Origin of the sequence: Hahella sp. CR1 (genome assembly GCF_029813005.1) — a bacterium.
Classification (GTDB): domain Bacteria; phylum Pseudomonadota; class Gammaproteobacteria; order Pseudomonadales; family Oleiphilaceae; genus Hahella.
The window spans coordinates 192,529-216,924 of sequence record NZ_JAPELK010000007.1; the positions used below are offsets into that span (position 1 = coordinate 192,529).

Here is a 24,396-nt window from a genome sequence, read left to right on the forward strand (position 1 = left end):
TGTATGGACTTTGATACCGCATTCTTCTGCATTCTCGCCGCCGGGTTTATCACCGGCTTCTCCAAGTTCTCCATTGGCGGCATGGGGCTGCTCATTCTGCCGATTATCGCTATCGCCTATCCCGGCCCGGAAGCGCTGGGGATTCTGATTCCCATGTACATCGCCACGGATATTCTGGCGGTGAAAAGCTATGGCCGCCACGCCTCCTGGCCTATCGTTCTGCGCCTGTTGCCATTGGCGTTAATCGGCATCGGTCTGGGAATCTGGTTGCTCTCCAGCATCAATCCAGAACAGTTCACGCTGTTGCTGGGCGTCATGATTGTATTGATTCTGGCGCTGGGGCTTTGGCTGGATTATCGCCCCTCCGCCGTCATGCGCCATCCGGCGGCCACCCAGGCCATGGGACTGCTGTCCGGGTTCGTCACCATGACGGCGAACGCCGCAGGTCCTCTGCTCAGCCTGTATCTGATGGAGCAGCGCCTGTCCAAGGAAGCTTATGTGGGCACTCGCGCCTGGGCGTTCATGATCCTGAACAGCGCCAAAGTGCCGTTGCTGATCGCAGCGGGATTTCTCAACGAGGACATCGCCCTGCGCAGCCTGGCGGGATTGCCCGGGTTACTGGTCGGATCATGGGTAGGCTATTGGCTGCTGAGAAAGTTGAACATCAACCAGTTTAAGTGGTTGATACGGGGCATGGCGGCGATCGCCGCGGTCAAGATGCTGGCGTTCGGCTGAACGCCGCCGGGGTCGGTTCAAGACCCGTTCGGAGCGCCCGGAGTCAGCGCTGTAGCCGCTGCGTCTCCGGACCTCGATTGGCTATCCGCAATGTTTATTTGATGGGAAAGACTACGACAATGCCGTCATCGTTGTAGCGGCGATGATTATAGTAGCTGTAACGATTATCCCATCTACGGCCGTCATGATGTTTGTAATAACGATGATGACGGTGGTGGTGACGGTTATGATGCTTATGATGTCCGCCACGATGACGACGGTTGTCGTGATGACCGTGGTTGTGGTGGTTATCGTAACGCTTACCGTCATGACGTCCGCCGTCGTGGGCCATCGCTGAGGTGGATGCGCCGGCGATCGCCAGTCCCAGGGTCAATATCAACATCGGTAACTTTTTCATTTTTAATTCCTCGCAGGTTTATCGATCACGGTTGTTACGATAAGCCAGCTAACGTGAACCTTAACTGAATGAAAAACCGAATATTTATCCGCGGGACTTCATCTTCCTCCCGTCATCTTGGCAAAGCCTGCGCCTGAGGCTACATTCGCAGTGGGCGAATCCCATCGCCGTCACCTGATAATCAATAAATTGAGAAAGCCTCCATGAAGAAAGCGCTTAAATCCACTGGGCAAATCCTGCTTGGCGTCGTTGTATTGGTCATTGTCGCCGGATTTTTTCTACCGGACTCCACTCATGTCGAACGCAGTGTGGTGATTAACGCGCCGCAGCGGCAGGTGTTTGATTTCCTCAATAGCTACCGCAACTTTAATGACTGGTCGCCCTGGGCCAAGCTGGACCCCAACGCCCAGTATCAGTTTTCAGGTCCGCAATCCGGCGTAGGAGCCAAGATGAGCTGGCGCAGCGACGACCCGAAAGTGGGTCAGGGCTATCAGGAGATTATCGCCGTCAAAGAGGCGGAGGAGATTCAAGTCGCGCTGGACTTTGGCGATAACGGCCAGGCTTCCGCGTTTTACCGCCTGCAGCCTGCCGACAGTGGCGTGAGAGTGACTTGGGGCTTCGACACCGAGCACGGCTTCAACCTGTTCAACCGCTACATCGGCCTGATGCTGGAAAGGCTGTTGGCGCCCATGTACGAAGAAGGACTGCAAAGCCTGAAGCGGCGCATAGAGAACCCAGGCGCCGCCAGTTGATGATTTAACGATAACGGGCGTAGATGCGCCGCGCCCATTCCAGCTGCGGCTCCAGCTCTTTGACGGTCTGCGCCAACGCCGGCGGCGGGTCTTGCGGCCACGGAATATCGAAGGATTCCGGCTGCAGAAACGGAGTCAGCAATGAGGCCGCCGTCAGATCCGCCCGGGTGAAATAATCCCCCACCAGATAACCGTCGGTCCCCACGCGTTCATTGATACGGGCCAGCGCCGCCCGGATGCGATTTAATGCGTCCGCCGCCGTTTCATCATTAATGCGCATGTGCTTGCGCATAATTTTGCTTAACTTGCCAAAGCCTAGACGCAACAGCCACTTGCCGTACCAGGGCCCGTGGTGCGCCAGCATGGGAACCACCTGATCCGGACGCGTCAATAAATAGTGGTAGCAATAGCAGCGGATGGAAACGCCAATCTCTCTATCCAGATACTTTTCCCACTCCAGAGCGGCGGACCTTGCTCCCGGCTCCACCGGCGTCAAAGGTCTGTCCGAGGACAGGCCATCAAGATAGTTAATGATTTCCGCTGAGCCCTGCACAATTTTTCCATCATGCTCAATGACCGGCACCGTGGACTTATCCGCCAGCTTTTTGATGGCTTTGATGTGCGCCCCCGGCATCAGGTTTTTCACCTTATATTCCAGCCCTTTATAGTCGAGCGACCATCGCGCTTTTTCACAGAAATGGGAAATAGGGAACTGATAAAGAATGATCATGCGTTAATCCACCAAGATAGAAAAACCGTATTTAGAATACGCGGCAAATAGTTTGAATATAAGGCGCGTGGATTAAATTATAAGACTCTGTCACATCCTTTATTGACAGTAACTCTCCGCGCTTCTATCTTCAAAATAACCGCTTTTTTCAAGGCTGTCCCTCGCGCGCATCCCTTGAATGATGCGCCTTCCAGCCAAAACGTTGACAAGGTCGGAACCAGTTGACAGGGGTTCTTAGAACGGAAGGATATTATGGAAACCACGCCGATGGATGACGATGTCATCAGCTTCGCGCAGGATGAGCCGGAGACGCCCGAGCACATCACGCGAGAAGCCTGGAAAGTGCTCACCGTCGATGACGATTTCAACTACCAGCGCTCCACGGAGTTCGCACTCGCCGGTCTGAAAGTCCTGGACCGCCCCCTTCAAATACTACGCGCCTACAGTTACGCAGAAGCCTCCAAACTACTCTCAGAACACGCTGACATCGCCATTGCTCTGGTGGACGTGGTGATGGAGACCGACGACGCAGGCCTCCGCCTCGTGCGCGCCATCCGGGAAGTGCTCGGCAATGCGGAAATACGGCTGGTGCTGCTGACCGGACAGCCCGGCATGGCGCCCATGCTGGACGTCATGAAGGAATACGACATCAATGATTATTGGACCAAGTCCGAGCTGACCGACACCCGTCTGCAAACGGTAATGACCGGCTGCGCACGTTCTTACATTCAGATTCGGGAAATCGCGCGGGCGAAGCGGGGATTACAGTTGATCGCCGAGTCCAGCGACTCCGTTTACTCCGCCAAAAACCTGCAGGAATTCTCCGCACGCATGCTGGCGGAGCTGGCCAAACTTCTGGGACTGCCTCCTGACGGGCTGGTGTGCGCAAAGGCGTATACGACGACCAAGCCTGAAAGTCGCGAAAGCTACATCATCGGCGCCGCGGGAATATACTCCAACTGCATCGGCAAAACCCTGATGGAGTTTGAAGCGCCCAAGGTGCGGGAGCATCTGAACCAATGCCTGCAGGCCCGCAAGTCCATCCATGAGAAAGACTTCACTTGCCTGTTCTTTCTCGACCCCATCGGCGCCGCCGATTACGCGGCCTACATTGAGACGGGCCATCCGCTCGACTCCACCGAACAGGAGCTGATCCGCGTATTCAGCCTGAACATCGCCAACGGCTTGCAAAACGTTTCCTTGTTCAACCGGTTGGAGCGCCTGGCCTACGAAGACGATACTCTGCGCATTCCCAACCGTAATGCCTTGCTGCGCAGGCTAAGCCAAATACTCTCGCGCACGGATCGAAACCAGTATCAGCTGATGCTGGTGGATATAGACGGCTTCGCCAGCATCAACACAGCATTGGGCGCCCGTTACGGCGACTCGGTTTTGAAACTGGTGTCCAGCCGGCTCAAGAGCGCCTTCAAAGGAACCGTTCAGGTGTCCCGGGTCAAGGATGATCTATTCGCGGTGTTGGGAAACGTCGAAGACGTCTCTGTCGACAACCTGGACGGTTTGTTCGATGGACTTACCGTGAGCGAAAAAAGCTTAAAGCTGCTTAACATCAGCTCGGTGATCTATCCGCTCAATCATCCTGACAGTTCGCCGCCGGAAGTCATCACCCGCGCGGGCATCGCTCTGAAGCAGGCGAAAAAACGCGGCATCCGCCAGCACACCACTTACGACCCGGAAACCGAAGCCGCCGCCGCCAGTCGCTTCCACTTGCTACAGGCGCTCCAGGACGCTTTGACCCAACAGAGCATCTACGCCGTCCTGCAGCCTCAGATCGATCTTGAAACCAATCAGGTCACCGGGGTGGAAGTCCTGGCGCGCTGGCGCCTGGAAGACGGCACGCATATTCGGCCGGATCAATTTATTTCTCTGGCGGAAACCACCGGACTCATTCTGCCCCTGGGGCAACAGATACTCACCCAGGGCTGCGCCGCCTGTCACCGCTTGCAGGATGCCGGTTATCGCGACCTCCGCATTGGCGTGAACTATTCGGTTATCCAGTTCGAACAGGACGACATGGTGGACACCCTCATCCGCAGCGCCGAGGCGGTAGGAATCAGACCCCAGCAAATCGAGGTCGAAATCACCGAATCCACGGTCATGCATAACTTCTCACTGGTGCGGGATAAGCTGGAGCGTCTGCGGGAAATTGGCGTCGCCGTGGCCATTGACGACTTCGGCACAGGCTTCTCTTCTCTCGCCTACCTGAGTCGCCTTGCGGTGGACAGATTGAAGATCGATAAGTCGTTCATTGATAAGGTCACCACCGATCAAGGCGCCGCCGCGATCGCAAAAACCATTATCCGACTGGGGGAAAGCTTCAATCTCGACATTATCGCCGAGGGAGTGGAAACCAAGGAGCAGGCGCAATGGCTTCTCGACAACGGCTGTAAGAGCGTGCAGGGCTATCTCTACGCCCGTCCGATGGAGGTGGATGACCTGCTGCAATGGCTGGCTCAACGACGCTGACGCAACCCATGACCATTCAGGAACCATCCCTATACCACATCCGCAAACGCCTGCTGAATTTGATCGCGCCCTGGAGCCTGCTGCTGCTGGCGCTTTCATTCTTTTTGTATGACTACCTGTTGGATAACAAGCTGTCCCCCCTGCAGGAAAGCGCCTCCGGTTCACTCAGCTCCGCCTACGAGACCATGGCCAGAAACTTCGGCGATCTGGCCACAGATATTCGCTTTCTGGCGCACAATAAAGCCATTCGCAACGCTACGCCAGAGAACAAACAAAGCGCAGAAACCTTGTTGCAGGACTTTTCCGAGGCATCCGGCATTTACGACCAGGTTCGCTGGCTGGGTCCAGACGGCGGTGAATTAGTGCGCGTAGAAATGTTCGGCGCTCAGGCGATACGCATTCCTGACGAACAGTTGCAGAAAAAAAGCCAACGCTACTATTTCACCTCCGGCATGGCGTTGAAGCCGGATGAAATTTACTTTTCTCCGCTGGACCTTAATGTCGAACACGGCTCCATCCAGATTCCCCATAACCCCGTGCTACGCGCAGTGACGCCCATTCACAATGATCAGGGCGAGCATAACGGCCTGGTGGTGTTGAACTACAAAGCCAATCTGATGCTGCAGGCCTTGCGCAACTTACACTTGCCCGCCAGCCTGCGTCTGCACTTGCTGAATTCCGATGGCTACTGGCTGTTGAGCGATAATCCCAAAGAAGAATGGGGGTTCATGTTCAAACGCACGAAGCAGCGCTTTGGCGTTCGCCATCCTGGGGGCTGGGAACGCATCGCCAACGCCAACTACGGCACTTTTACGGATGACGATGGCCTCTGGCTGTTCACCACGTTCTCGCCCACCTCAAACCAGAATAAGGATGATCAATACTGGAAACTGGTGGTGAATGTAGACCCTGCCGCCGTCTCCGCGCTGCAGCGGGAGGCGCTTGCGACCACACTGGGGGTGATCATCGGGCTTTGGGTGATTCTGTTTATCGTCGCCATCCGCATCGCCAGAGCCGACGCCTTAAGAGACTCGCTTAACGCGCAGCTGAGCGCACGCAGCGGCGAGCTGGAGCATTCCAACACTCTGCTGCAGGAGTCGCTGGATAATTTGATGCACACTCAGGACGAGCTGGTGCGGGCGGAAAAGCTGTCATCCCTGGGAATGATGGTGGCCGGTGTGGCCCATGAACTGAACACCCCCATCGGCGCCTCGCTGGTAACGCTGTCTTCCATGCAACGACAAGCGGAAGAATTGAAAGAAGCCTTCGCACGCGGCCTGCGCCGCTCCGATATGAACGACTACTTCACCCGCTTCGAACAAGGCTCCGCCATCATCCTCAGCAACCTCAATCGCTCGGCGCAACTGGTGCATAGCTTTAAACAGCTCGCCACGGACCGCGCCGGAGCCGAACGCAGGGTATTCTCGCTGAAAGGACTGATTGAGGACATGCTGCTGACCACTTGGCTGCGCATTCACAAAAGAGAGCACCAACTGGTGACGGACATCGACGCCGGGCTGGAGCTGGACAGTTACCCCGGCGCTTTGAGCCAAGTGCTGGAAAATCTGGTCAACAACGCCATGAAACATGCATTTCAAGATATGCCGCAAGGCAGAGTCTGGCTCACCGCCCAGCGCCGCGATGATCAGATTGCGGAAATAGAAGTGCGCGACAACGGCGCCGGCATCCCCCCGGAAATCCTGCCCAAAGTCTTCGACCCCTTCTTCACCACCAAACGCAACCAGGGCGGCACCGGCCTGGGACTGCACCTGACGCATCAACTGGTCACCAACGTATTGGGCGGAACCATCAACATCTCCAGCGCCGTCGGACACGGCTGCGTCGTCAAAATAGAACTACCGCTACATGCGCCCGCCACAGAAGAGCGCGATGAAAAACAAAAAGAAGAAGAGAAAGAAGCCGACACTGGAACTCGTGATGCGTCTATAACTTATTAGAACCGATATCCAGCGAAACGCTTCCAGTTATTCAGGGGGATTGCGGAGCTTCCAACCATTATTTCCCCGTGATGCAAACCAAACTTTCCGCCGCTCTCTATCAGACTAATCAACGGATCAAATATATCTGGGTAGGCTAAAGCCACGTCTCGACCTTCATCGACTCCTTCGCTCCACTCCAAGTAGCATTCACATGAGCGTCGCACGTAAGCATTTTTAACAAGGTCAGCATCTTCCGCTATCGCCATGAACTCCACCATCGCATCAGCAGATTGATCGCCGCTTATCACTAAAATTTTCACCGGCTTAAAAAATGGCGAGGATAAATCCAGTCCAAGCTCATTCGACATCACCGCAACCCGTCGCAAGTACTCGGCTATCCATTGCGCATGACTTTCAGGATCACCTGACACCAGCCAATTGATGCGCTTAAGTCTATTCAGGCTATCGAACAATACGTGTCCGTATTTGCTGTTGGGCATGTCTTAGTCTGTGGGTCGGTTTGCTTTGGCGAGACTCCAAAAGAATAGTATCAATCACCCGGTTTGTTCTTCTCTCACTGCAAACCAAAGTTGTTCCAGGAGTTGATTGATATGCGCGGCAAGATGCAGTCGTTTTTCGATTTCCTTTGCGCTCAAGTTGGCGCAAACGGGCAAGGCGTATAGGTCATCCGCTTCCAGGTCGTGGTGTTGCAGGAGCGAGGCCATGTCCAGCCAGGGCCAGCCCAAGCCGGCATATTCCCAGTCCAGCACGATCAGCTGTCCTTGATCCAGACACAGGTTGCCTGAGTGCAGATCATGGTGGGTCAGCGCCATTGTATCGTTGGGGATAGCGGAAAACGCATCTTCCAGTTGCTGCAGACAAGCCTGATGCGCGGCCGCAGCGGCGCGCTCCTGAAGACGACGTCGATAGAGCGCTATCAGGGCCTGATAATCGAATGCAGGACTTTCCGTGATGCGCTGCAGATCTGCGACGAACGCCAGTAACTGCTCGACGGTCTGTTGCGAGGCGACGTCCTGACCACCGGCTTCGGTCAGGCTGGCGCCATGATGCATCATCAACAGCCAACCTTCCCGCCACGCGTTACAGAGCACTCGCGGCGCCCAGCGAGCGCCCTGGATCAGTCGCAGCACATCCGCCTCAAGTCGCCGGTCAACGCCAAAGGCGCGTAACGAGCTGGCGTTGATACGCAGCACCAAATCGCCTTGCGGACCTTGCGCTCGAAACAACATATTGCTGTGACCCGACGCCAGCATGAGTCGCCAGTCCATCCTCGCCCCCAGAAAGGCGTCAGCCGCCCGCAGCCGCTCCGCAACAAACGGGCGTTGTGTGGGCTCTTGTGACTGTGGGGTATCGCTCATGCCGTGCTCATTATTTAAGGGTGTGAAAGGTTTATGGGTGTAAAAGGTTTATAGAGGCGACAGGTTAATGGGTAGTCCAGTTTCCCGCCGCAATTCTCGCGTACACGCAGGTGTTACGAAACTGTCCCTGGTTATCCATGCGCTCGTTGCGCAACACGCCTTCAAGCTGAAATCCTGCGCGCTCCGCCAGTTTGCGACTGCTGAGATTGCGTTCGTCCGTGGTCAGATAAACCCGGCTGGCGGCCAACTCAAGCAACGCGTACTCCGCCAACGCCTTTACGCCCTCCGTCATATAACCGGCGCCTTGCAGGCGCGCCGAGCCCCAATAGCCCACCTCATGATGACGCAAAGCGGCGCTGGCCTTACGCAAACCGCACACTCCCGCCAACGCGCCATCTTCCTTGCGCAGCAGCATCAGATTCACTTCTTCCTCCAGCAGATAGCGAGCGTATGCCTGCCGACACCAGCGGGCGGTCTCCTCCACGCTCGGCGGCGGCGTCATCCAGTCCAGCCAGGGTTGTAGCTGATCCAGAGATTCTATGATTGTCTGGTTGAGCGCCGGACCGTCTTCCGGACTCACCACCCGCAGCGTTAAACGCTCGGTTTCCATCTTTGTAAACGCCATCCTGTCTTGACTCCTTGTTAAGGTTTACTCGCATTACGCCAGCGCAGACAGAGTTTCCTCACTGCAAAATATCCTGCGTCCGCGTAGATTGTCCCATCGCTTTTGGTTAGAATCCGGGCAGTCTCATCGGGGCGCCTGACTCCACTGCGTTTATTCGACGCGCCATTGCGCATGAATGCGCGCCAGTCAGGCTGAGAGTGTACCCGTAGAACCTGATCCAGTTAATGCTGGCGTAGGAAATGAGGCCGGCTAATCCACTTTCTGGATCAAGCCGCCGCTTCCGCGCCTCGCTGTTTAGAGGAGCCTCCATGTACAACCTGTTTCACACTGCATCCGTATCTCGCGTCGCCCGTACGCTTATCGCCGCGTCTATCGCGACCTTCGCCACCTGCGCCAGCGCGGCGGAAGAGCTGACGGTCTACACCTACGACTCCTTCATCAGCGAATGGGGACCCGGTCCCGCGCTGGAAAAAAGCTTCGAAGCCGCCTGTCAGTGCGATCTTAAATTCGTCGCCCTGGAAGACGGGGTCAGCATTCTCAACCGGCTGCGCATCGAAGGCAAGAACGCCAAAGCGGATGTGGTGCTGGGTCTGGACACCGGATTGATAGAAGAAACCCGCAAAGAAGGTCTGGTGCAGCCGCACTCGGTCTCCTTCGACTCCCTGACGCCAGTGCTGAAATGGAGCGATAAAGACTTCGTACCTTTCGATTACGGCTATTTCTCATTCATCTACGACAGCCAGAAAATCAAGCAACCGGCGCAATCTCTGCAAGAGCTGGTGAACTCATCCGCCTCGGTGATTTATCAGGACCCGCGCACCAGCACGCCGGGACAGGGCATGATGATGTGGATGAAGAGCGCATATGGCGATCAGGCGGAAAACGCCTGGAAACAGTTGGCGCAACATACCGTCACCGTCACCAAAGGCTGGTGGGAAGCCTACAGTATGTTCCTGGAAGGCGACGCGGATTACGTACTCAGCTACAGCACGTCTCCCTCCTATCACCAGGTGGCGGAGGACAAATCGCAATACAAGGCGGCGCTGTTCAGCGAAGGCCATGTGATGCAAGTGGAAGTCGCCGCCATCGCGGCGAATAGCGAGAAGAAGGCGCTGGCCAATCGCTTCCTTGAATTTCTGATTTCTCAGGAAGCGCAGGAAGTTATCCCGGTGACCAACTGGATGCTGCCGGTCCGTAAGGGAGTCAAACTGCCCAGCGCTTTCGATACGCTGATTCAGCCCAAGCCCATTGAGTTAACGCCGGAGTACATCGCGGCGAACCGTAAAACATGGATCAAGGAATGGCGCAGCGCCGTCGCTCAATAAGCGCCGCCATCTCTATTTGTTGTCTTAACTGGTCGGCTTTTCCATGCAGGTTGTACTTTGATGAAGCTGAGCGCATTCACCTCAGGCAAATGGGCCGGCTGGCCCGCCCTGGGTTTGGTCGCCGCCGCGACGGCCCTGGCCTTCGGCGGCCTGATTGGGTTCAATCGCAGCGAGTTCGACTGGAGCTATTTCAGCGATCCCTACTTTCTCGCCATCCTGCGCTTCACTCTGTTGCAGGCGACGTTGAGCGCTGCGTTGTCGGTCGTCCTGGCCTGGCCGATGGCGTTGGCGCTCAGTTATCTCAAGGACAGCACGCACAAGCGCGCGTTTCTCAGTCTGTGCGTGCTCTGTTTCGTGATGCCGACGCTGATCGTCATCACCGGCATTATCAGTCTGCTGGGTCGCTCCGGCAGTCTCAGTCCATTATTGGGAGACGACTGGAACCTGTATGGCCTGAGCGGCATCCTGATCGCGCATATCTACCTTAATCTACCCTTTGCGGTGCGCACCCTGTATTTGCGTCTGCAGTCCATTCCCGACGCCAGCTGGCGTCTGGCGCGCCAGCTCAAATTCACCCGCGCGCAGCGTTTCTGGCGCCTGGAATGGGCGGCGGCGCACAGCGCTACCTGGCTATTGCTGGGTTTTATCTTCGTCATTTGCTTCAACAGCTTCGCCGTAGTGCTCGCGCTGGGCGGAGGTCCCAAGGCCACCACCCTGGAAGTGGCTATTTATCAGGCGTTGAAATACGACTTCAATATCTCTGAAGCCCTGGCGCTGGCCTGGGTACAATTGTTGATCGCCGGCTCCGCGTTTCTGCTGGTGTCGTTCTGCGGCAAAGTGTCCTGGCTCAGTCCCGCCTCAGCGCCAGCGCAACTGCGTCCGCCGGCGACGCGTCTTGAACAGTTGGCGTATCGCCTGCTCTACGCCTGCGGCTGGCTGTTTTTATTGGCGCCGCTGCTGGCGCTGACGCCGCGGGTAATCCATAGCGGCGTGGATATGGAATTCTGGCGTTCTCTAAGCCGTCCCTTACTGTTCACACTTGGCCTGGGCGTCGTTTCGACGGTGTTGTCGATCAGCCTCGCCTACAGCGCCCTGCGCCCCTATCGCCGCGCTCGTATGCAACAATCCCCCGCCGCGCTGTGGCTGGACTGGCTCACCTCGCATTCCCTGGCGGTGCCCGCTATGGTGCTGTCCGTTGGACTGTTCGTGTTGCTATTGCCGCACCTGGACCTGGATCATTGGGGCATCTGGCTGGTGGCGGCGATTAATGGGCTGATCACCGTTCCTTTCGCCGCATCGCAACTGAAGCCCGCGCTATTGAACTTCGACAGTCAATACCACCGCTTGTCTCTTTCCTTGAAACTGACTTCCCGGGAGCGCCGACGCATTGAGTGGAGCTATATGGCGCCGGCCATTCGCACCGCCGCCGCCTTTGTCGGTATGCTGGCCATGGGGGACGTGGCGATTTACTCTATTTTCGGCAACCAGGATTTCGTTACCCTGCCCTGGCTGATTTATGGTTACGCCAGCACTTATCGCCTGGACGAAGCCTCACTGGCCTCCATGGTGTTCCTGGGCGTCTGCGGCCTGCTGATTTTTTATCTGGAGAAACAATCCCCCCGTCATGCTTGAAATCCGCGCACTTCAAATTAAACGGGGCACCCGCACCCTGCATTACGATCTGCAAGTCGCCCAAGGGGAAATCATCGCCCTGCAAGGTGTCAGCGGCGTGGGGAAATCCACGTTGCTGGAGGCCATCGCTGGCTTTGTCACGCTGGAAGCAGGACACCTGTCGTGGGAAGACAAGGACCTCACCCACACGCCGCCGGAGCAGCGACCGGTCGCCATGTTGTTTCAGGACTACAACCTGTTCGAACACCTCACTGTCATGGCGAATTTGAAACTGGGGGTGGACGTTGCGATGCAGTCTGAGATCCCCAACCAGGCCCAGGCTTTGGGAATCGCCGACCAGTTGGACAAACTTCCCGGCCGCCTCTCAGGGGGACAGCGTCAGCGAGCCGCTTTGCTGCGCACAATGCTGCGGCCAGAGCCGCTGATTCTACTGGACGAACCCTTTTCAGAGCTGGATGCGGACACCCGTCGCCTCGCGACAGAGTGGACCCGCACGATGGCGGAACGATTCGGCAAAACCCTGCTGATGGTCACTCATCAAAGCGAGGATGTCAGTCGGCTTGCGCACCGCGCGATTCATCTCGACAACGCGGAGACAGGCGCTGTTTAGGCAATCTCTTGTGAGCCATCACCGTCGATCCGCGGTCTTGCTCAACACGTCGGCATAAACGCCGCGCAACGCGCTCCACGCGTACTCGCCCATATCGCAAGGGCTCGCGGATGGGGCGTCCAGCAACAAATCAACGGCTTCATCAATATCCTGATAGCGGCGACTCTGCGGAAACAGTTCAGGATAACTCAGGCGATCCGGCGTCACTGGCGCGCAACCGAGCGCCGCCGCCTCCATCATCGCCAGTCCCTGAAACTCATGCTGCGCAGTGGATAGCGCCGCATGGGCGCGACTCAGCCAGCGCCAGTAGGCTTCGCGACTTTCCGCGAAATCATCGAATAGCAGATGCGCAGCGAATTCTTCCTGCAGTTGGCTCCAGGCGGGAGGCGCTTGTCTGAAGCGACGTCCGAGCAAGACGAGCTGAAAGTCATGGGTCCGCGCCCGCAGCCGCCGCAATATCATCAGCAAGTCATCCACGCCTTTGTCGTATTCCACCCGATGATTCCAGGCTATGGTCAACGGCTGATCGCCGTTTTCCTCCCGCGGAAAGCGCAGTAGTTCGTCTTCCAATGGAACGGGAATCACTTGGCTTTTATCGCGAATGCGGCGACACAATTCTGCGTCCACTGCATCCGGCAAGCGGGCGATCAGACTCTCCAGGCCGGCGAGAAAAGATTCCAGATTGAACGTCGTGTTGAACAGCACACGGTCGGCGGCCAGTGCGGCGTAGATATTCACCATGGCCGGATCGATACTGTCGTGCTGTTCCCCGGAACAGGGGTAGGCCAGTTGATTCTCGTGAAAATAGACCAGCAATGGCGTCGCCGCCAGATTCGGATACAGCCCGCGCAGGGTGGCGACGTCCGCCATGGAAGTGGCTACGATCAGGTCATACGCCCCTCGCAGCGCTTCGTCTTCATACAGGCTCCAACTGATCGGCGCCCCGCGAATGCGCCAGCGAAAGAAGCGAGGCGGCAGGCTGAGCGAAACCCAATCGTGTTCAGGGAACGCATTCAGCAAACCTTGTCGCCAACGTTTATGGCTGTCTACATCGTAGGCGGATAGCAGCAGTATTTTCATGAGTGATCCGTATTCTGGATGTGGGCGGCCGCGCGACGTGTCAACACCAGCTTATTAACATGTCATGATCATCGCCATGTTAATAACAATCAGGGAGTTAGAAAACGTCTGTAAATGGCCTAAAAAAACCGCCCATCATTCCACAAAGTTTTACGGGCGTTCTACGAATTTTGCGATAGACTTTTATTGAGCGGCGCAATTAAAAGCGACCCTAGCGGAGCACTTCCACCCCGTCGCCAATGAGGCGCCGCAAGCTGTAAGCGAACAATTTCCCCTGGCCTGATTTTCAGCAGACCTTCGTGATACTCACGGACGTGAGCAGGTTGACGCAATGCCGCTGTTGTCGCTTAGAGACCTAGCCATAGGCTCTCTCAAACCTTTCTCCAATCACCTTTACGAGGGTGACTGCGTCGCTCTGAGCGGCCCTTCCGGCTGTGGTAAAAGCCTGCTGTTACGGGCTATCGCCGATCTGGACCCGCATTCTGGAACCTGTTTCCTGCGCGGAGAAGCCTGCGATCAGATTCCAGCGCCGGAGTGGCGGCGCAGGGTGATGCTCACCCCCAGCGAATGCCGCTGGTGGCTGCCTACCGTGGGAGAGCATATGCCCGCCGGCATGCCGCCTTCCTGGTACGAAAAAGCCGGTTTCAATCCTGATGTGGCGGGCTGGGAAGCGAGCCGTCTCTCCAGTGGCGAACGTCAACGCCTGGGCCTGATCCGCACCCTGTCGCGCGAGCCTGCCGTCGCGCTGCTGGATGAGCCGAGCGCCAATCTGGACAATCGTAATCGTGAGCGCGTCGAGCGGATGCTCACCGCCTATCTGGCGGAGCCTGGCCGGGCGATCTGTCTGGTCAGCCACGATCAGGAGCAATGTCTGCGTCTGGCCAATCGCTTCTGGAATATCATTGACGATAAAGTGAGAGAGCTGAGCGAACTCACTCCCACTTTCCAAGTTTAAGCGCCATATTTTAGGCTGCATGATGAGCATTATTCATTTAAGCATCTGGGACCTGGGCTTATGCGCACTGCTGGTGTGCAGTCTGGCCTGGATCAACTGGCGACAGGCGCCGGACCTCAGCTCAGGCATACTGATCGGCGTCGCGCGCCTGACGATACAACTGAGCTTGATCGGTATGGCGCTGAAGTTTCTGTTCGCCCAGACTTCGCTGCCCTGGGTGCTTATGGTCTGCCTGTTTATGGCCGCCATGGCGGGACGGGAAGTCGGCGCGCGACAAGAACACAGATTTACGGAAGGCTGGACTTTCCGCATCGGTCTGTTCGCCATGACGGCGAGTTCCTATTCCATGATTTTGATTGTCCTGCTGGCGCTCATCCAACCGGAGCCCTGGTATAAGCCGCAATACGCCATTCCTTTGCTGGGCATGATTCTCGGCAACACCCTGAACGGCGTGTCACTGTGCCTCGATCGTCTCACCGCCGGGGCCAGAAACCAGAAAGATCTCATTGAAGGCCGCCTTATGCTCGGCGAACCCGCCGAAGAAGCGATACAGGACCAACGCCGACAGGCCTTGCATGCGGGTATGACGCCGGCCATCAATGGCATGGCCACCGCAGGCGTCGTGAGCCTTCCCGGTATGATGACGGGACAGATTCTCGCGGGCAGTCCGCCGGAAACCGCCGTCGCCTATCAGATCATGATATTTCTGATGATTGTCGCCGCCACCGGCTTTGGAACCTGGATCGCCAACCGCCTGGCCATCTGGCGTCTGTTCGACGAGCGCCACCGTTTGCGCCTGGATCGGCTGGCGTTGAAATGAGCCGCGCCCGTTGTCATCAGAACGTCATCGCTCAAAGCCAAGATCGGCCACAGTTCTTTACGCTCCCGTTTCAGGCTATATTAGACGCACAACCAGCCGTCAGACGCCCGGCTCGGGCCAGACTCCAACCTAGCGAATCCGACTACGCCTATGCTGACAATCGATATCAGAGCGGCCTCTTGCGCCGACGCAACTCCCATCTCCCATTTAATGACGCAATTGGGTTACGCCGTCTCACCTCAGGAGGCGTCAGATAGAATCGCCCTGATAGCCGAGCGAGGCGGCGAAACCTTCATCGCAGAAAAAGACGGCGTCGCCGTCGGCTGCATTCAAGCCAGTATGGACGTTCGACTGGCGGAAGGATGCTTCGGCGAGATTATCAGTCTGGTCGTAGACGAAAACGGACGCGGTTTAAGCGTGGGCAAACAATTAGTGATGGCGGCTGCTGAATGGCTGCAGGCGCGCGGCTGCGAACGACTGCGCGTGCGTTGCAATGCCGTGCGGCTGGAAGCGCTGGAGTTTTATGGCAAACTTGGCTTCGAACATATGAAACAACAATCCATCCTGGAAAAAAGCATCGGTTAATCTATCACGTGACTATCCTAGCCCCCACTCAGGCACTACTGCCTCACATTGAAATTGAACCCAATAAACCGGCGGACGCCGCCTTCATCATGCTGCACGGCCTCGGCGCCGACGGTAATGACTTCGCCCCCATCGTGCCGGAGCTGCGTCTGCCCGAAGACATGGCGGTGCGTTTCATCTTTCCCCATGCGCCATCTATCCCGGTCACGATCAATGGCGGTTACGTCATGCCGGCCTGGTATGACATTCTGGAGATGAACATCGAACGCAAAGTGGACGAGGCGCACTTACAAGCATCCGCCAACGCGGTGCGCGCATTAGTGGACAGAGAGATCGAGCGCGGCATAGACAGTCGCCGCATTATCGTAGCTGGATTTTCCCAGGGCGGAGCGGTCGCCTATCAGACCGCATTGACCTACCCTAAACCACTGGCGGGCCTGATGGGGCTTTCCACGTATCTGGCCACCGTCGCCAGTCTGAAGCCTGACCCGGCGAACCGCGACATTCCCATCCGTATTTGTCATGGAACGGTGGATTCTGTCGTGCCGGAGAGTCTGGGACGGGCCGCCCTCGGCCATCTGCAGACAATGGGATATGCGCCGGAGTACAGCACTTACCCGATGGATCACAGTGTGTGTCTGGAAGAGATCCACGATATTTCGGCGTGGATTCAGAAAGTACTGGCTTAATCTTTGAACCGGCGCGCTAAACGCGCCGGTCTCGTTTACCTCAGGCGTTCACACGCCTTACCAGCCGCTTAGAGCGCAGCCAGCGCCGCTTCATAATCTGGCTCGTCGGCGATTTCCGCCACTTGCTCGTTATGCAGCACCTTGCCGGATTCGTCGATAACCACAACCGCCCGTGACAGCAGCCCTTTCAGAGGACCGGTCATCACCGTTACACCATAACGATCACCGAACTCGGCATTGCGAAATACAGAGCCGTTATCCACATTTTGCAAACCTTCCGCGCCGCAGAAACGCGCCATGGCGAATGGCAGGTCGGCGGAAACGCACAGCACAGCGGTATTGTCTTTCTTGCTTGCTTTCTCGTTGAACTTGCGAACGGACGTGGCGCAAGTAGGCGTGTCCACACTAGGGAAAATATTCAGCACCAAACGCTTGCCGGCGTAATCCTTCAGCGTCGCCTCGGACAGGTCAGGTTTGACCAGAGTAAAATCCGGCGCGCTGGAGCCCACGGCAGGCAGGTCGCCTTTGGTTTCAACCGGATTGCCTTTTAAGGTGATAGAAGCCATGTTTTATCCTTTTCGACAGGTAAGTAATTGAACGGGAATCCCTGAATCCAGCGGGAAGGCAGGGCCGCTTACAAAGCTAGCACAAATCCCGTTGCGGAGAGATGAAATCTTGGCAAGCAGCGCCCAGGCATATGAGAAGCGATTGTAGCCTTATGGCAGGCTGAAAAATGGCCTATTCTGTTTAGTCCCACCGATCCGCTATGCTAGCGCCCTATGAAAAATAAAATACTCTCTCTTACACAAACATCCGTATTGCTTGGCGCTGCTGCGTTCAGCGCGCACAGTCTGGCGGACTGTCAGGCTCAGGCCCGCACGGATATGGAGCGCCTCTACTGCGAAATTCAGGACAAAGGCGAAGGGGCCACGCTGCCAAAACTGGAGGATTTTCGCCGCAACGACCGCCAGATTCAGGCGCTGCTGCTTAAACGCCCCGCCGCCAAGCTGGGACTATCGCTGCCCGGCGCCGGCAAGTCGCAAAAGCCGCGGAAAACCGAAACCGCCGCCACGCCTCCTGCAACCGCTTCCAAAAATAGTACTCGCCCGGAGCCTAAGGCGGATGCGCAACCAGCCACCCGCTCCAGCGCTCCCGCCGCCGACGACTGCCTGCTCTACAAGGACCAGATAACCTGCGGCTCTCACCAATATCATCTGGCGACCAACAAGCAGAACAAATTTTTGAAGCAAGGCGCTCTGACGGAAAACAACAAATTAAACCTGCCGTCCTTCCAGGGCGACCCCGCCAATGAAACCGCGGTGAAGGATTATCTGTCTCAAGCCTATCGCGTCTACATCCCCAAAATGCTGGAGATAGGCCTGGGCGACGCCACCATGAGCTTCACCAAGTTCTATTACTCCTTCAAAGATATCCAAAAGCAAAACCTGAGTTTTTCAGATCGTTTTGAAACCATGTACGGCTTCCTGAAGCGGGATAAGTCCGCCATGGCGATCCAGCCGCGCTACTCGAAAGAGTTGCCGTCGGATATCAATCAATGCAACGGTCTGTCGGACGCTATTATCGTTTGCGATAACGGCGCCACCAACTGGGTTTACGTACGCCAATCCTGAGCGCTCTCTGCGCTCAGCCTTCGCTTAACTCCACGCAGTCATAGATGCCGGTGACATTGGTGAAGTGCAGCACCAGTGTGTGGGACAGACGCTTCTCTGCGTCATGCAAATGGTACTTAAAACGCGTTTGCTTACCGGTTTGCAAGAAAGCGTCGTAGTCTTTCAGCAACTCTCTCACATCACTGACCACCTCCGTGCTCCATGTCGCCTTGAAGGGCCCCAGCACCGCTCCGCCCGTTAAGCAAACGGTGACTTCGTGATTGGTCAAACCTTTGTTTTTGGTTGTCATAGATCGTCCTCTGAAAAGATATTTCGCCCTGTGTTCACTATAGAATAAAAACCTCTTCTCCATGTGAAAAGCTCAACGCCATCCCCTTTTGATCATAGTCAAAGTCTTGGATGACGATACTTTTGAGCCCACAACCTGCGACTTTACCTGACTTACTATCGCTTTTGTTCAGCCCAGGTTCATGCTGGTTCGGCCTTGAGGTTGGCGACGTTTACGTCCTCGACCTTTTTCAGCAATACAAGAAAGTGAGGTATACGCTATGGCGATAAAAATGATCTCTACGTTAACAGCAAGCGCCTGTTTGCTGTTTGCATCCACCAGCTTCGCGGCGGATAGCATGCAACATTTCTCTCAAGCTGCGACGCATTCCGCGCAGGCGACAACCAACACCGTCTCCGGCGGCGTCAAACTGGCGTCAGGCGCTGCGGCGGTTCCATTTAAAGCCATCGCGGTGGTCGGCGAAGCCAGCGCCAAGATCGCTGAACCGCTGTGGAACAGCGCTACCGGCAAAAAACTGGAAGTATCTGACGAAAGCGTGACGGCAGGCCCTGCTCCCGCACTCGCCGTCGCAGCCCGCTAAGTCAACGTACAAGAGGCTTACTATGTCCGCATCAGGCTCCATATCGGGAGCACGCATCGCATTCGCTGCGTTAGTCCGGCTTGTGGCGCTGACCGTAAGCCTCTTTTTATTTCAGTCCAGCGCTTACGGCGGGAGTCGCCAGCAAGAAGGCCCCTCCCCTTTCACAGCGGAAGAAATCGCGACCTTTGCGAAAAAAGTCGAGAAAACCGCCGCAGCGCGAGGCGCCTACGTGTTCTTGCTGGCCAGGCAGGGCGTTCCCAGCAAGGATCTCCCGGAAGGCGTGGAATTCACCCATACCGGACTCGCCGTCTACTCCACCATCACCACAGAACAGGGAGAGACGCTGAAGGGATACGCCATCCACAATTTATATCAAGACGATGACAATCCCCGTCGCAGTCATTTGGCGATGGATTATCCCATCGACTTTTTCTCCGGCGCCAAAGTCTTGAAGGCTGGCGTCATCATACCTGCCCCAGCCTTGCAACAGCGGATACTGCAAAGCCTGGAGTCAGGCATTTTGGAGAGCGTTCACAACAAGAACTATTCAATGGTGTCCAATCCGTTCAACACCAAGTATCAGAACTGCACAGAATATGTGCTGGATATTCTTTTCGCCTCGATCTATCAAACCGACAGCATTAAACAGATCAAGGTCAATGAGCACGCATGGTTCCAACCGCAAGAGATCAAACTCGGGCCGCTGAAAGGACTGCTTGCGCCGTTGATCGCGAAGGAATTTCGCACCTCCGACCATTCTGGCGACATCAGAACCACCACATTTGGCGCCATCGCCGATTTCCTGAAGAGCCAATCTTTGGCCGAAGAGGTATTAGTGGTATATCCCTGATTCAAAATATTGATCCATCTTAAAGTCTTCCCAGCATTTAGCATCGATATTCGATACTAAACTGCGAATATCCCAACACCCCAAAAGCGTTGATAGCCGGACGCCCGGAAATATTCCATGATGGCTTCCACGACAACATCTCGCTTATGCGATATTTAACGCTTACCCTCGGGAAGACATTATGAAACTGATCAACGATTATCTCAGCCGTCATGGTCATGCGCCTTTCAAGTTTGGCCAGGGCCGTATTTCCGGATACATTTCCGCCACACTTGGCATTCTCAGTTTCCTTGCAGTTTTGTGTTTCCATTTCCCTGAATATCTGACCACGCAGGAATTGCGTCAGGTTTATACTGAACAGTTCGCTCGCACTCTTCTGCTGGTAGCGCTTAGCGCCTCTTTTATACTTGGACTGCTCAGTTTCCTGCTGAACCAGCAGAAGCGCCTCAGCATGACCGGCGTGCTGTTTTCCACCGCTGCAGTGGTCGCAGGCGGCGCGGACATTCAACTCAACAGCATTGGCGAAACGCCTTATTCGTTGGGTCTGGACTGGTTCATTCTGGCGCTGTTTTTCTCCGCCCTCGTCTTTATTCCCATGGAGCGCACATTCGCGCAGAAGCCGGAAACGCATACACTGCGTCCCGAGTGGCGCACCGATCTGGCTTACTTTTTTATGAGCCACATGCTGGTGCAGTTCATTCTGATTTTCACCACATCCTCCTCCACGTATCTGGTCGGCTGGGTGGCTTCTGATTCTTTGCGTGACGCTATTCAATCCATGCCTGTCTGGGCGCAGTTTCTGCTGGCTGTATTCATGGCGGACTTCTCCCAGTACTGGTTCCACCGCCTGTACCACACTGTGCCATTTCTGTGGAAGTTCCATGCAGTGCACCACTCCAGCAAACACATGGATTGGTTGGCCGGTTCCCGCGTACATTTGGTTGAAATACTGATTACTCGCAGCGTGGTTATGGTTCCTCTATTCCTGCTGGGCTTCTCCGCCGAAGCATTGAACGCGTACGTTATTCTGGTGGGAGTGCAAGCCGTATTGGCTCACGCTAACCTGAACTTCAACTTTGGCTTCCTGAAGTACATTCTGGTAACGCCGCAGTATCACCACTGGCACCACGCGGATGACCCTGCTTACGCCTATAAGAACTATGCGATTCACTTACCGATTATTGATATGCTGTTCGGCACCTTCAAACTGCCTGGTAAAGAATGGCCAAAAAGTTACGGACTGCTGAACAACAAAACCGTACCTAAAGGCATCGTGCGCCAGCATATGTTTCCTTTCGGATACGACGAATAACTCAAACTATTGATACGCCCCGGAAAACCACAGTTTTACCGGGGCTTGTTAGGCTTATAATAGTGCGAACTCATTCAATGACTGGAAGTATGCATCTGATGATAAAAACCAAAAAACTCATTTATTCCCTGCTATTGATTCTTGGCGTCGCTTTCAACGCTTCCGCTGCATCCAAAGTGGAAATTGACGCCAAAGTGAACGCCGCCCTGAAAGTCTTCTACAACAAAGTTCCTTCTGGGCAAGAGCTCGCTTCCAAAGCGCAGGGCGTATTGGTATTTCCTGAAATACTGAAAGCTGGCTTCATTGTCGGCGGCGAATACGGCGAAGGCGCACTGGTGAAAGGCGACGTCATTCAGAGCTATTACAATATAGCTTCCGCATCCATCGGCTTTCAGGCGGGCGTGCAGGAGAAAACGGTCGTCATGCTGTTCATGACGTCCGACGCGCTTAACAAGTTCACCCGAAGCGAAGGCTGGGAAGTCGGCGTCGACGGCAGCGTCGCCATTGCCGAATTCGGCGCAGGCAAGTCAATCGACACCAACACCATACAAGAGCCAATCATCGCCTTTGTCGTCTCCAACAAAGGCCTGATGGCGGGCGTATCTCTGGAAGGCTCAAAAGTCACGCCTATCGTGAAATAGTCTCTTCCTTTGAGACGAATACAAGAAGGGCGACTCACCGCCCTTCTTGTCGACTACAAACCGTACTTTTCCTGAATTTCCATCTGCGCTTCCAAAGCGGCTTCATCTCCCAGCTTTTCCAGTAGGTCCGGCCAAATCAGAGGATGTTCCAGCTCAGCGGAAAAGCCGCTCAGTAGCGTATTGACGGCATCCAAGTCTGCGCTGACGGGAACCGCGATATAGATATAGACTCCAGGCAATTCGACGTCGTCCTCCAGATACAGGACATAGTCTTCATTGCTGCGACGATCAAAGTGCACCTGCAGCTCCGCGAGGCCATCCTGCAAACGCGCCAGATTTTCATCGCCGGGATGCGCGCCATCAATGGCGAAGTAGTCATATTCAGGAGCTTTAAGGATATGCACGACGGAAAACAGCAAAGTGTAATACCCTTCGCTATCACGCATGACTCCTTCTTCATCTTCCTGATCCAGTTTGTTCAACGGCGCAGCGTCAAACACCACTTCACACCCGAAACGTTGGGGTTCGCCGAGTCTGGCCAAACCGATGACGCGAGCCGTGACCGGACCATTGCGCACCGCCAGATAATCCCGCGTCTCTCCATCTGCATCCGTAAAGCGAACTCTCACATAAATGCTGTCTTCATCGATAGGTCCTTCTCCTCCGGGAACATCCATTCCCAAGACTTGCATGGATTCCCTGACGCAAACCCAGTCGCCAGCGATAGTCGCAGGAACCATGCGGTCCCAATGCAGACTGATTTCCTCCGGGTCCAACGCAATCAGACGCGTCCACCAGTTAACGGACTCCTGATAACTACCGAGTTTCATCGCCAGCCGCGCAGCGGCGGCAATAGCAAAACCTGCTTCTGGCGAGCGATCGATCAATTTACAGACATGCTCATAGGCCTGTTGCGGATCGCTATTGGAGTAGAAGCGCATTTTCAGCCAGCACAAACGGCAAAACAGATCATCGTCCAGTGCAGGGTCGATTTCCGCACCGAATTCCCGCAAGAACTCATCCGTATGATCCTGATCGATGAGAATATTGCCGTAGGTCATCAACAACCGTGGAGTCTGAAAACCGGATTTCTCCCGCAATACCGCAAGCGCCGCCTCACTCCAGCCGCTAGCGCCCAAGAGTTGGGTGTATTCGAGCAATACTCGCTCGTCGTCCGGCCACTTCCGCAAGGCGTCCGCAGTCATTTCCAGCGCCGCTTCACGGGTTTCCGCCTGTTGTTCAAGGAACTGTTCGATTTCGGAGAATTCCCATGGCGTTCTTTGCGCTTCAGCCTGAGTGACCGCATCATTTAGCCCTGCCAATTCTTCTGTGGCGCCGCAATCCCGGTGCAATTGCTGAACGGCTTCCGCCACTCGCTGGGCGCATAAGCGGGCGATAGATACCGCGCCACGGGACAGCGCCAGCCGAGCCTGCACCAATCCAAGGTTGACGGTATCTCGCCAGGCTTTGCTATTAAACAGCTCCGTCAACATAGCGTTAATCTGCAAATCCAGCTCTTCCGAGTTGGCGCTGGCTTGCTTGGAGGCCAACACTTCCTTGGTCTTGATCCAGGGCTCAAAAAACGCGGGGGACAGCATGGTCTCGTCGTAGCTTAGCAATGCTTCCTCAGCCTCTTCCGCACGCTCCAGCAGCGCCAGACACCATGCCAGATAGTTCTTTCTGCGGCGCTCGAAATGTTCTCCGCCGCCGTCATTTCTGGCTTTACGCGCCAGTTTTTCCGCTTCTTCGTATCGATGCAGTCCAATCAGGGCGTCCAACTGGCAAAACAGCATATTGGTGTCATCAGGCGAACGATGACTGGCGGTCAACGCCTTTTTCTGATCGCGGATAGAAGCCAGCGCATCCTCGAATCGACCCGCGTCAATCAACGCGCTGTTGTATTCGCCGCCAATACAGGTGAAACAGGGCCAAGTCGCATCGATCCTGCTCAAGGTTTCCTGCGCCACCGCCAGTCTTTCCTCCACATAGCCAGGGCCGTCGGTTATCGCATAACAACAAGCCAGATCCTGTACGACACAGATGCTTTGCGGGCAGTCACGGGTTTCTTCGCGGTGAGCGAACTCCAATAAATCCACCGCCTCGCCCAACATGGCCTGGCCTTTACGCCGAGTCAGCACCTGACTTTGCAGATGCCAGTGACGAAAATAGATCTCCAGCCACTTATGGCCGTTCTTGCGCGCCAGACTCAACGCTTCCGGGTACAGCGCATCCACTTTGTGGTGCTCATCATTCACTGAATAATGGGAAATATCGTAGACAAAATCCGCCAGACGATGCTCGCCACTGTCTCTCAACGCCGAGACGCGTTCGTGAACCCAATTCCAGATATCCATC

Annotated in this window: 25 protein-coding genes and 1 riboswitch; of the genes, 16 read left to right on the forward strand and 9 right to left on the reverse strand. The window is 55.7% G+C overall.

Features of this window, described 5'->3' with window-relative positions; genetic code table 11:
* The first annotated feature begins 3 nt into the window (after positions 1 to 3).
* Complete coding sequence (locus tag ONV78_RS18255) at positions 4 to 735, forward strand: sulfite exporter TauE/SafE family protein (protein WP_279505291.1); 732 nt, start codon at positions 4 to 6, stop codon at positions 733 to 735.
* Positions 736 to 829: 94 nt separating this feature from the next.
* Here ONV78_RS18255 and ONV78_RS18260 read toward each other — a convergent pair whose 3' ends face one another.
* Positions 830 to 1,132, reverse strand: a complete 303-nt coding sequence (locus ONV78_RS18260; protein WP_279505293.1) for a hypothetical protein — start codon at positions 1,130 to 1,132, stop codon at positions 830 to 832.
* A gap of 203 nt (positions 1,133 to 1,335) precedes the next feature.
* Here ONV78_RS18260 and ONV78_RS18265 point away from each other — a divergent pair, with 203 nt between their 5' ends.
* Positions 1,336 to 1,884, forward strand: a complete 549-nt coding sequence (locus tag ONV78_RS18265; protein ID WP_279505295.1) for an SRPBCC family protein — start codon at positions 1,336 to 1,338, stop codon at positions 1,882 to 1,884.
* Positions 1,885 to 1,888: 4 nt separating this feature from the next.
* On the opposite strand, the gene ONV78_RS18270 is transcribed toward ONV78_RS18265, so the two are convergent.
* A complete protein-coding gene (locus tag ONV78_RS18270; RefSeq protein WP_279505296.1) occupies positions 1,889 to 2,614 on the reverse strand; it encodes a glutathione S-transferase in 726 nt (241 codons plus the stop codon).
* Positions 2,615 to 2,866: 252 nt separating this feature from the next.
* Here ONV78_RS18270 and ONV78_RS18275 point away from each other — a divergent pair, with 252 nt between their 5' ends.
* Together ONV78_RS18275 and ONV78_RS18280 are read left to right on the forward strand one after the other, a co-directional pair.
* Positions 2,867 to 5,098: an EAL domain-containing protein gene (locus ONV78_RS18275; protein ID WP_279505297.1), complete on the forward strand. Its 2,232-nt coding sequence runs from the start codon at positions 2,867 to 2,869 to the stop codon at positions 5,096 to 5,098.
* Positions 5,077 to 7,056 carry a sensor histidine kinase gene (locus tag ONV78_RS18280; protein ID WP_279505299.1) on the forward strand — a complete coding sequence of 660 codons (1,980 nt, stop codon included), beginning with the start codon at positions 5,077 to 5,079 and terminating at the stop codon, positions 7,054 to 7,056. Before ONV78_RS18275 ends, ONV78_RS18280 begins: the two co-directional genes overlap by 22 nt.
* On the opposite strand, the gene ONV78_RS18285 is transcribed toward ONV78_RS18280, so the two are convergent.
* From ONV78_RS18285 to ONV78_RS18295, 3 genes are all read right to left on the reverse strand, one after another.
* Positions 7,053 to 7,538, reverse strand: coding sequence for a hypothetical protein (locus ONV78_RS18285; RefSeq protein WP_279505301.1), 486 nt, complete (start codon positions 7,536 to 7,538; stop codon positions 7,053 to 7,055). The two genes, ONV78_RS18280 and ONV78_RS18285, sit on opposite strands and share 4 nt — an antisense overlap.
* Positions 7,539 to 7,592: 54 nt before the next feature.
* Positions 7,593 to 8,417 carry a phosphotransferase gene (locus ONV78_RS18290; protein WP_279505302.1) on the reverse strand — a complete coding sequence of 275 codons (825 nt, stop codon included), beginning with the start codon at positions 8,415 to 8,417 and terminating at the stop codon, positions 7,593 to 7,595.
* 64 nt (positions 8,418 to 8,481) lie between these two features.
* Positions 8,482 to 9,042, reverse strand: coding sequence for a GNAT family protein (locus tag ONV78_RS18295; protein ID WP_279505303.1), 561 nt, complete (start codon positions 9,040 to 9,042; stop codon positions 8,482 to 8,484).
* Between the two features lie 117 nt (positions 9,043 to 9,159).
* A riboswitch (TPP riboswitch) is annotated at positions 9,160 to 9,298 on the forward strand.
* A 52-nt stretch (positions 9,299 to 9,350) separates the two neighbouring features.
* On the opposite strand from ONV78_RS18295, the gene thiB reads away from it, so the two are divergent.
* The 3 genes from thiB to ONV78_RS18310 are packed head-to-tail and all read left to right on the forward strand — an operon-like array spanning position 9,351 to position 12,609.
* On the forward strand, positions 9,351 to 10,367 hold the full coding sequence (gene thiB / locus ONV78_RS18300; protein ID WP_279505305.1) for a thiamine ABC transporter substrate binding subunit: 1,017 nt from the start codon (positions 9,351 to 9,353) through the stop codon (positions 10,365 to 10,367).
* 60 nt (positions 10,368 to 10,427) lie between these two features.
* Positions 10,428 to 11,999 (forward strand): thiamine/thiamine pyrophosphate ABC transporter permease ThiP, encoded by a 1,572-nt coding sequence (locus ONV78_RS18305; RefSeq protein ID WP_279505306.1) that lies wholly within the window; start codon positions 10,428 to 10,430, stop codon positions 11,997 to 11,999.
* A complete protein-coding gene (locus tag ONV78_RS18310) occupies positions 11,992 to 12,609 on the forward strand; it encodes an ATP-binding cassette domain-containing protein (protein ID WP_279505308.1) in 618 nt (205 codons plus the stop codon). The genes ONV78_RS18305 and ONV78_RS18310 overlap by 8 nt, the downstream gene beginning before the upstream one ends.
* Positions 12,610 to 12,627: 18 nt before the next feature.
* Here ONV78_RS18310 and ONV78_RS18315 read toward each other — a convergent pair whose 3' ends face one another.
* Complete coding sequence (locus ONV78_RS18315) at positions 12,628 to 13,689, reverse strand: DUF3524 domain-containing protein (protein ID WP_279505310.1); 1,062 nt, start codon at positions 13,687 to 13,689, stop codon at positions 12,628 to 12,630.
* 331 nt (positions 13,690 to 14,020) lie between these two features.
* On the opposite strand from ONV78_RS18315, the gene ONV78_RS18320 reads away from it, so the two are divergent.
* The 4 genes from ONV78_RS18320 (at position 14,021) to ONV78_RS18335 (ending at position 16,738) form a co-directional block, all read left to right on the forward strand.
* Positions 14,021 to 14,644, forward strand: a complete 624-nt coding sequence (locus ONV78_RS18320; protein WP_279505311.1) for an ATP-binding cassette domain-containing protein — start codon at positions 14,021 to 14,023, stop codon at positions 14,642 to 14,644.
* Between the two features lie 22 nt (positions 14,645 to 14,666).
* A complete protein-coding gene (locus ONV78_RS18325; RefSeq protein ID WP_216739551.1) occupies positions 14,667 to 15,464 on the forward strand; it encodes an ABC transporter permease in 798 nt (265 codons plus the stop codon).
* Between the two features lie 150 nt (positions 15,465 to 15,614).
* The gene (locus ONV78_RS18330; protein ID WP_279505313.1) at positions 15,615 to 16,049 is read left to right on the forward strand and encodes a GNAT family N-acetyltransferase; all 435 of its coding nucleotides are present in this window, start codon (positions 15,615 to 15,617) and stop codon (positions 16,047 to 16,049) included.
* Positions 16,050 to 16,057: 8 nt separating this feature from the next.
* The gene (locus ONV78_RS18335) at positions 16,058 to 16,738 is read left to right on the forward strand and encodes a carboxylesterase (RefSeq protein ID WP_279505315.1); all 681 of its coding nucleotides are present in this window, start codon (positions 16,058 to 16,060) and stop codon (positions 16,736 to 16,738) included.
* 68 nt (positions 16,739 to 16,806) lie between these two features.
* Here ONV78_RS18335 and tpx read toward each other — a convergent pair whose 3' ends face one another.
* The gene (tpx, locus tag ONV78_RS18340; protein WP_216739548.1) at positions 16,807 to 17,304 is read right to left on the reverse strand and encodes a thiol peroxidase; all 498 of its coding nucleotides are present in this window, start codon (positions 17,302 to 17,304) and stop codon (positions 16,807 to 16,809) included.
* Positions 17,305 to 17,517: 213 nt separating this feature from the next.
* On the opposite strand from tpx, the gene ONV78_RS18345 reads away from it, so the two are divergent.
* Complete coding sequence (locus tag ONV78_RS18345) at positions 17,518 to 18,369, forward strand: hypothetical protein (RefSeq protein WP_279505317.1); 852 nt, start codon at positions 17,518 to 17,520, stop codon at positions 18,367 to 18,369.
* A gap of 13 nt (positions 18,370 to 18,382) precedes the next feature.
* On the opposite strand, the gene ONV78_RS18350 is transcribed toward ONV78_RS18345, so the two are convergent.
* Entirely contained in the window at positions 18,383 to 18,658 is a 276-nt protein-coding gene (locus ONV78_RS18350) for a hypothetical protein (RefSeq protein WP_279505319.1), read from the reverse strand.
* A gap of 259 nt (positions 18,659 to 18,917) precedes the next feature.
* Here ONV78_RS18350 and ONV78_RS18355 point away from each other — a divergent pair, with 259 nt between their 5' ends.
* The 4 genes from ONV78_RS18355 (at position 18,918) to ONV78_RS18370 (ending at position 22,041) form a co-directional block, all read left to right on the forward strand.
* A complete protein-coding gene (locus ONV78_RS18355) occupies positions 18,918 to 19,238 on the forward strand; it encodes a hypothetical protein (RefSeq protein ID WP_127972897.1) in 321 nt (106 codons plus the stop codon).
* Positions 19,239 to 19,260: 22 nt separating this feature from the next.
* Complete coding sequence (locus tag ONV78_RS18360) at positions 19,261 to 20,088, forward strand: DUF2145 domain-containing protein (protein WP_279505325.1); 828 nt, start codon at positions 19,261 to 19,263, stop codon at positions 20,086 to 20,088.
* Between the two features lie 181 nt (positions 20,089 to 20,269).
* Complete coding sequence (locus tag ONV78_RS18365; protein ID WP_279505329.1) at positions 20,270 to 21,400, forward strand: sterol desaturase family protein; 1,131 nt, start codon at positions 20,270 to 20,272, stop codon at positions 21,398 to 21,400.
* Positions 21,401 to 21,498: 98 nt separating this feature from the next.
* Entirely contained in the window at positions 21,499 to 22,041 is a 543-nt protein-coding gene (locus ONV78_RS18370; protein ID WP_253938644.1) for a YSC84-related protein, read from the forward strand.
* Between the two features lie 53 nt (positions 22,042 to 22,094).
* Here the strand turns inward: ONV78_RS18370 and ONV78_RS18375 are convergent, their stop codons facing one another.
* Positions 22,095 to 24,395 carry a hypothetical protein gene (locus ONV78_RS18375; RefSeq protein ID WP_279505331.1) on the reverse strand — a complete coding sequence of 767 codons (2,301 nt, stop codon included), beginning with the start codon at positions 24,393 to 24,395 and terminating at the stop codon, positions 22,095 to 22,097.
* Position 24,396 lies beyond the last annotated feature (1 nt).